We start from the raw sequence: 6,062 nt of genomic DNA, 5'->3' as shown, positions 1-6,062 counted from the left end.
CATAGCGGCCAGTGGCGTCCGTCTTCAGGCCATATTGGCGGAAGCAGTCCGCGGCGTAGTCGTTCGGCGCCTCCAGCACGACATAGACGCCCCAGCGCAGATCGCGAAACACCGGCCGTCCGTCGCGTTCGAGCGATGACACCACCTCGACCATGCCCGATCGTTCCAGCACGCCGCCGCGGTCGCGCGGACGCAGGACATGGGGCAGATCATCGACGCCGCAGGGGGGAAACAGCAGTCCGTCCGTGGGCACGTCGAGCCCGGTCGCGTTGGCGATCGCGGCCATCTCGATCGCCGACTTGGTGCCGTCGAGGAAGGAATTGAACATCTGCGGATTCATGCCGGCGGACTGTGCTTCGCCCGCCGTCAGCCCGTAATGCTGCCAGACGCCATCGGGCGTCACGTCGTGATAGGCCGGCAGATATTTCGTGCCCTTGCCGGCCGCGACCACGTGGAAGCCGGTCGCGCGCGCCCAGTCGACGAGCTCGGCCGTCAGCGCCGGCTGGTCGCCATAGGCCAGTGAATAGACAACGCCCGCCTTGCGCGCCTCTTCCGCGAGAAGCGGCCCGGCCAGCACGTCCGCCTCGACATTGACCATCACGATGTGCTTGCCAGCCTTGATCGCGGCGCGCGCGTGGCGGATGCCGGCAGCAGGGTTGCCGGTCGCTTCGACAACGACGTCAATGCCGTCACCCGTCGCCTTCGAACCATCGGGGCTGAAATTCGTGCGCGCGATCAGCTCGGCGCTCCAGCCGACCGTCCGGCACGCGTCGCGGGCGCGCTCGGGATCGAGGTCGATGATGACGGGGACCTCGAGGCCCGCGACGTGCGGAACCTGCGCCAGGAACATCGAGCCGAACTTGCCGGCGCCGATCAGTGCGACGCGCACAGGCTTGCCGGCGGCGGCGCGGGCTTGGAGGAGGGCGTGGAGGTTCATTGGATAGTCCAGTGTCGATGCTTGCGCGAGCTGGCGTGATTTTCCTGACTCGTCAAGCCCGGGCATGACGCCTCTTTTCGTAGCGCGATTGTCTGCCTCACTCCGCCGCCTCGCGATTTTTCGCGCGAGCGAGCTGCAGCAGCGCGTCATCCGGAAGCATCGCGATCGGCGTGAAGTCGCGATGCGCGATGTACTCCGGCCGCGTCGGGGTGCGGATATGGTTCGAGACGGCGTTGAGCGTGAGGTACACGATCTTGCGCGGGTAAGGCGTGATGTTGCCGGCGGAGCCGTGCACAAGATTGCCGTGGAACATCAGCATGCCGCCGGGCTTTCCGGTCGGCGCGACGATGCCGCCTTCCGCGACCAACCGCGTCACCGTCGCCTCGTCCAAGGTCCACAACGGATAGGACGTTGTCGCGAGATCATGCGACGCCTCGAGGTCGCCGGCATGCTGGCTGCGCGGCACCAGCATCAAGGGGCCGTTGATCGGCATCACCTCGTCGAGAAAGATCGCGATGTTCATCGCGCGCGGCTCCGGCATGCCGTCGTCGCGCTTCCAGGTGCCGTAGTCCTGGTGCCATTGCCAGACATCACCGGTGAAGGCCGATTTGGCGTTGATCTTGAACTGATGCATGTAGACCTTCTCGCCGAAGATCTGCTCGATCGGTTCGATCATGCGCGGATGCGCCGCGAGCACGCGGAAGGCGTCGTTGTAGAGGTGGGCGGCAAACGCCGTGCGCGGCGCGCCGCTCTTCTCGCGCCAGACCTCGGGACGGTTAGCCGCATAGATCGCCTCGGCCTCGCGGGCGAGAAAGGCGGTCTCCTCGGGGCTGAACAGCTCGGGCAGGAACAGCCAGCCCTCGCGGTTGAAGAATGCGATCTGCTCCGGCGTCAGCTTCATGGCCGTCTCCCTCGCCTTGGTTTCCTCGGATGAGGCGCCCGCTCTTTGCGCCGGGCTGCCCCTGCGCCGTGCTCCCATCCTTTCGGCCTGCCGATGGGCATCACGGTGCTTCCGCTGTCGACATTGGCAGAATCCGGGTGGATCGCAACATTCTCCAAGCCTAATTTGACTGGCAGATGATACGGGGCAGAGCGGCGATGGAGTCCGTCATGTCAGAGCAAAGCTTTGCAATTTTCGAGACCGCGATCGGCCCTTGCGCCATCGCATGGGGAGCGCGCGGCATCAATGCGGTGCAACTGCCGATGGGCGGCGTCGCGCAGATCCGCATCCGGATGCAGCAGCGTTACGAAGGCATCGGCGAAGCCGAGCCGCCGCCGCATGTGCGGCGCACCATCACGCGGATCACGGCGCTGCTTGCCGGAGAGCCGGATGATCTCAGCGATGTCGACCTCGATCTCGACGGCGTCAGCGCGTTCCAGCGCGGCGTCTACGAGATCGCGCGCCGGATCCCGCCGGGCCGAACCCTGACCTATGGCGATATCGCCAAGCAGCTCGGGGGAGTCGAGCTGTCACGCGAGGTCGGCCAGGCGCTCGGGCGCAACCCGTGCCCGATCGTCGTACCCTGCCATCGCGTGCTGGCGGCGGGCAACAAGCCCGGCGGCTTCTCCGCCAATGGCGGTGTCGAGACCAAGCTGAAGATGCTGGCGATCGAAGGCGCCGCGGTGAACCATACGCCGAGCCTGTTCGATTGACGGGCGCGGTGACCGGCGCCGCGCCCGTGTCTCAGACCGCCTCGCAGGCGAAGCCGTTGCCCTTGCGGGTAATGCGGCCGACCGAGGGCGACGGGAAGTGCGCCGTGCAGCACAGCGTCGACGTGTCGCAATAGCGCTCGAGAAAGGCGCGGCGCGTCACCCCGGCCTGAGCCGGGTCGACGTCGAATCTCGGTGACAGCTCGGGAAAGCTGAGCTGCAGCGGCGTGTGGATCAGGTCGCCGGCGAACACCGCATCGTCTCTGCCCCTGCCGACGGCGACTGCGATATGGCCGGGCGTGTGGCCCGGCGTCGGCAGCAGCCGGACATGATCACCGATCGCGAATGCGTCGCCGACGATGTCGGCGCGCTTGGCCTCGACCACCGGCAGCACGCTGTCGGCGAATGGAGGCACCTCGGCCTTGGCATTCTGCGCCACCCAGTAGTCATATTCGCGCTGCGCGAACACGTAGCGCGCATTCGGGAAGGTCGGCACCCAGCGGCCGTCGTCGAGCCGCGTATTCCAGCCGACATGATCGGTGTGCAGATGCGTGCACATCACGACGTCGATGTCGTCGACCGATACGCCCGCGGCCGCAAGCGCAAGCATGTAGCTGTCGTCGGTCTTCATGTTCCAGACCGGCCGCGCGCGCGGCTTGTCGTTGCCGATGCAGCTGTCGATCAGGATGGTGTGGTGAGGCGTCCTCACCACGTAGGACTGAAAGCACAGGATCAGCGTGTCCTGCGCATCGAGGGCACCGGCCGCCTGCAGCGCGCTGCGCTCTGCCGCCAGCATCTCCGATGTCAGCTCGGGAAACATCTCACGCGCCGGCAGGAACGTGGTTTCCTGCTCGATGATGCGATGAATGGTCGTGTCTGCAACCGAGAACGTCAGCGTCACGGCAGCTCCTGTTCAGGGATCAAGCCGCCGGCGGCACCGAGATCTTCACCGATTCGCGTTCGAGCATCTTGTTGTGGAACGCGTCGAGTGCTGGAAATGCCTTGCGCCAGCCGCAATCGGCGAAGCGGAAATCGGCATAGCCGAGTACGCAGACGAGTCCGATCGCGACGATGTCGAACGGGCGCGTCATCAAGTCGGGCTGCGCATTGAAGCGCGCCATGCCCATCCAGGCCCTGTTCCAATGATCGTCGGACCAGGCCTGCCAGCGGAGGCCCTCGGGCCGCACCATCGCCTCGTAGCGGCATAGCAGCATGGAATCGAGCATGCCTTGCAGCATGGAATGCTCGCTCTTGACCTTCCAGCGCGACGGGCCGGAAGCGGGGATCAGCTTGTTGCCGCCGGCGAGCTCGTCGAGATATTCGACGATCACGTAGGAATCCAGGATCACGTCGCCATTGTCGAGGATCAGCACCGGCAGCTTCTTCAGCGGCGTGATCTTCGAATACTCCTCATTGGCCTGGCCCGGCACCACGGCTGCAGGCACGAATTCGAGCCGGTCGATCAGCCCGAGTTCGATGGCGGCGATGCGCACCTTGCGGGCGAATGGCGAGGCGGGCGAGAAGGTGAGTTTCATCGGAAGTGTCCTCTGGCTGGTCATTCCGGGGCGATGCGAAGCATCGAACCCGGAATCTCGAGATTCCGGGTCTGGCGCTACGCGCCATCCCGGAATGACTCACAAGTCGATATCGCGCCTTACGCCTCGATGATCTCCTGGCGCTGCTCGCCGAGGCGCTCGATGCCGAGCGTGACGACGTCGCCGACGTTGAGGAAGGTCGGCGGCTTCATGCCCATGCCGACACCCGGAGGCGTGCCCGTGGTGACGATGTCGCCGGGCAGCAGCGTCATGAACTGCGAGACGTAGGAGATGCACTTCGCCATCGAGAAGATCATCGTCGCGGTGGTGCCGGTCTGGCGGCGCTGGCCGTTGACGTCGAGCCACATCGACAGGTTCTGCACGTCTGGAATCTCGTCCTTGGTGACGAGCCACGGACCTACGGGACCGAACGTGTCGTGCGACTTGCCCTTGGTCCACTGGCCCAGGCGCTCGATCTGGAAGTTGCGCTCGGAGACGTCGTTGCAGATCGTGTAGCCCGCGATGTGGTTCAACGCCTCGGCCTCTGAGACGTATTTGGCGCGAGTGCCGATGATGGCGGCGATCTCGACTTCCCAGTCGAGCTTGGTCGAGCCGCGCGGCTTCTCGACCTGATCATAGGGACCGCACAGCGCGGTGTTGGCTTTCAGGAAGAAGATCGGCTCGGCCGGGATCGGGTTGCCGGTCTCCTTGGCATGGTCGGAGTAGTTGAGGCCGATCGCCACGAATTTCGAGATGCCGGTGACAGGGGCGCCGAGCCGCGGCTTGCCGGCAACGGCGGGCAGGGAGGCCGGATCGAGCGCGGCGAGCTTCTTCAGCGACTCCGGCGCATAGGCCGCGCCATCGAGGTCCTTCACATGCGCCGACAGGTCGCGCAACTGGCCGGATGCGTCGATCAGGCCCGGCTTTTCCGCGCCCTTCTCGCCGTAGCGAACAAGCTTCATTGGTTTCTCTCCCTCAAATCCCTGGTATTCCAGAGCCCTGTCATGGAGCATGGCGGGAGGAAATTCAACCTTGCGGGCTATGCGTCGCCGCTGCCCTGTAATGCCTCGAAGCGGAAGGCGGCGCCGTCCCGCCGGATATGGCCGGCATGGAAATGGCCGCCGATCACCAGCGTCTCGGTGTCGGCAAAACGCGAGAACAGCGCCCGCCGGGTCGCGATCGCCTGCGCCGGATCGGAATCGACCGTCGAGCTCCAATCGAGACGCGCCATCTGGCAGGGATGGTGGGCGACGTCCCCGGTGAGCACGGCCTGCGCGCCATCCGAGCGGATGTGCAGGCTGACATGACCCGGGCTGTGCCCCGGCGTCGGGATCAGGGTGATCTCGTCGGTGATCACCGCTTCGCTTCCGACGAACTCCGCGCGTCCGGCGGCGACGATCGGCTGCACGGAATCGGCGAAGGTCGCCGTCTCGTCGGCGGCCTCGCTGTGATCGCGCCAATGCTCATATTCGGTGCGGCCGAAAACGTAGCGCGCATCGGAGAAAGTCGGGACCCAGCGGCCGTCGACCAGCCGCGTATTCCATCCGACATGGTCGACATGGAGGTGGGTGCAGATCACCATGTCGATGCTTTCAGGCGGGAGGCCGGCAGCGCTCATCGTCTCCAGGAACGGTGTCGCGCGGTTGTTCCACATTGGCACGCTGCGGCCCTGCTTGTCGTTGCCGAGCCCGGTGTCGACCACGATCCGCATCGTCGGTGTTTCCAGCACCAGGGTGTGGATCGACATCTTCAGCCGACCTTCATCGGTCGCAAAATCGGGCGTGAGCCAGGACAGCTCGCGGATCGTCTCGGGTGTTGCCTGCGGCAGGATGAAGCGGGTGCCGCCGACGGTCTCCAGCTCGACGAATTTGGTGACCCTGACCCGGCCGATCGTCCAAGACATGCGCGCTTCCTCGTCCTATTCTTGATGCCGGTCACGA

7 protein-coding genes (1 of these 7 only partly in view) are annotated in these 6,062 nt (G+C 65.4%); 1 reads left to right on the top strand and 6 read right to left on the bottom strand.

Features of this window, described 5'->3' with window-relative positions:
* Both ACQR0U_RS21340 and ACQR0U_RS21335 read right to left on the bottom strand, forming a co-directional pair.
* Positions 1–937: the 5' portion of an NAD(P)H-dependent oxidoreductase gene (locus tag ACQR0U_RS21340; protein ID WP_315753797.1), read on the bottom strand. 371 nt of this gene lie to the left of the window's left edge; the window shows 937 of its 1,308 coding nt (coding positions 1–937); it begins with the start codon at positions 935–937; the stop codon falls past the left edge of the window.
* A gap of 97 nt (positions 938–1,034) precedes the next feature.
* Positions 1,035–1,838, bottom strand: coding sequence for a phytanoyl-CoA dioxygenase family protein (locus ACQR0U_RS21335; RefSeq protein ID WP_316166775.1), 804 nt, complete (start codon positions 1,836–1,838; stop codon positions 1,035–1,037).
* Positions 1,839–2,047: 209 nt separating this feature from the next.
* On the opposite strand from ACQR0U_RS21335, the gene ACQR0U_RS21330 reads away from it, so the two are divergent.
* Positions 2,048–2,590: a methylated-DNA--[protein]-cysteine S-methyltransferase gene (locus ACQR0U_RS21330; RefSeq protein WP_315753793.1), complete on the top strand. Its 543-nt coding sequence runs from the start codon at positions 2,048–2,050 to the stop codon at positions 2,588–2,590.
* A 31-nt stretch (positions 2,591–2,621) separates the two neighbouring features.
* On the opposite strand, the gene ACQR0U_RS21325 is transcribed toward ACQR0U_RS21330, so the two are convergent.
* The 4 genes from ACQR0U_RS21325 to ACQR0U_RS21310 form a co-directional block, all read right to left on the bottom strand.
* Entirely contained in the window at positions 2,622–3,488 is an 867-nt protein-coding gene (locus ACQR0U_RS21325; protein ID WP_434843693.1) for an MBL fold metallo-hydrolase, read from the bottom strand.
* Positions 3,489–3,507: 19 nt separating this feature from the next.
* On the bottom strand, positions 3,508–4,122 hold the full coding sequence (locus ACQR0U_RS21320) for a glutathione S-transferase family protein (RefSeq protein WP_315753790.1): 615 nt from the start codon (positions 4,120–4,122) through the stop codon (positions 3,508–3,510).
* Between the two features lie 119 nt (positions 4,123–4,241).
* Positions 4,242–5,084 carry a fumarylacetoacetate hydrolase family protein gene (locus tag ACQR0U_RS21315; RefSeq protein WP_315718081.1) on the bottom strand — a complete coding sequence of 281 codons (843 nt, stop codon included), beginning with the start codon at positions 5,082–5,084 and terminating at the stop codon, positions 4,242–4,244.
* Between the two features lie 77 nt (positions 5,085–5,161).
* A complete protein-coding gene (locus ACQR0U_RS21310) occupies positions 5,162–6,025 on the bottom strand; it encodes an MBL fold metallo-hydrolase (protein ID WP_315718080.1) in 864 nt (287 codons plus the stop codon).
* Positions 6,026–6,062 lie beyond the last annotated feature (37 nt).

It is taken from the genome of Bradyrhizobium sp. HKCCYLRH3097, from assembly GCF_051167875.1.
GTDB lineage: Bacteria > Pseudomonadota > Alphaproteobacteria > Rhizobiales > Xanthobacteraceae > Bradyrhizobium.
The sequence above is the reverse complement of the archived record's forward strand: the minus strand, read 5'-3'. Positions and strand labels throughout refer to the sequence as shown.